The sequence below is a fragment of the Pedobacter jejuensis genome (assembly GCF_003725795.1).
Lineage (GTDB): Bacteria > Bacteroidota > Bacteroidia > Sphingobacteriales > Sphingobacteriaceae > Pedobacter > Pedobacter jejuensis.
Genome location: NZ_RBEE01000037.1, coordinates 1 through 530 on the forward strand (window position 1 = coordinate 1; position 530 = coordinate 530).

1 protein-coding gene is annotated in these 530 nt (G+C 32.5%); it reads right to left on the bottom strand.

The genetic code is table 11. The features are described 5' to 3' along the window. Positions 1-530 (bottom strand): hypothetical protein (locus D7004_RS20720; RefSeq protein ID WP_208646858.1); only part of this gene is annotated, 530 nt, incomplete at both ends.

Sequence of the window (530 nt, forward strand, 5' to 3'; positions counted from 1 at the left end):
TTTGGACTAAAAAAATCCTCCCAATAATTTGCTCCCCATCGTTGAAGTGCATACCATTCGTATCTAATTCCGGTTTCTGCTTTATTCCTTTTTTCAAGATTATTTTTATGGGAATAAAGGTGGTTGTATACGGCTGGATAAGTTATTTTAAAGGCTTCCTCGGCTTCATCTGACGATCCCGTAACTTTTGGGTCATTGTGTAAGGGAAAGTGCCATGGTATAAAAATAATATATAGATTTGAATACTCGTGCCCATATCGTTTGATATCTCTTCCTCTTAGAATTGGTTTAATTACTTCTATACTATTACAATCCTTTTGAATTAATTCCATTTTCTTATCTTCTGTAATGATGAAAGCATCATTAAATCCCGTTTTAATCCCGTAATTAATATTGATTTTCCAGTCCTTAAGAGGTGTTCCTATCGCTTCTATTTTAGATTTAATTTGTCTTTCTATTTGTGACAAGACCACCCAGCTATCTGTAGTAGTAAATTTTGTTATATTATTATTTTGTTTAACAAAAACGCT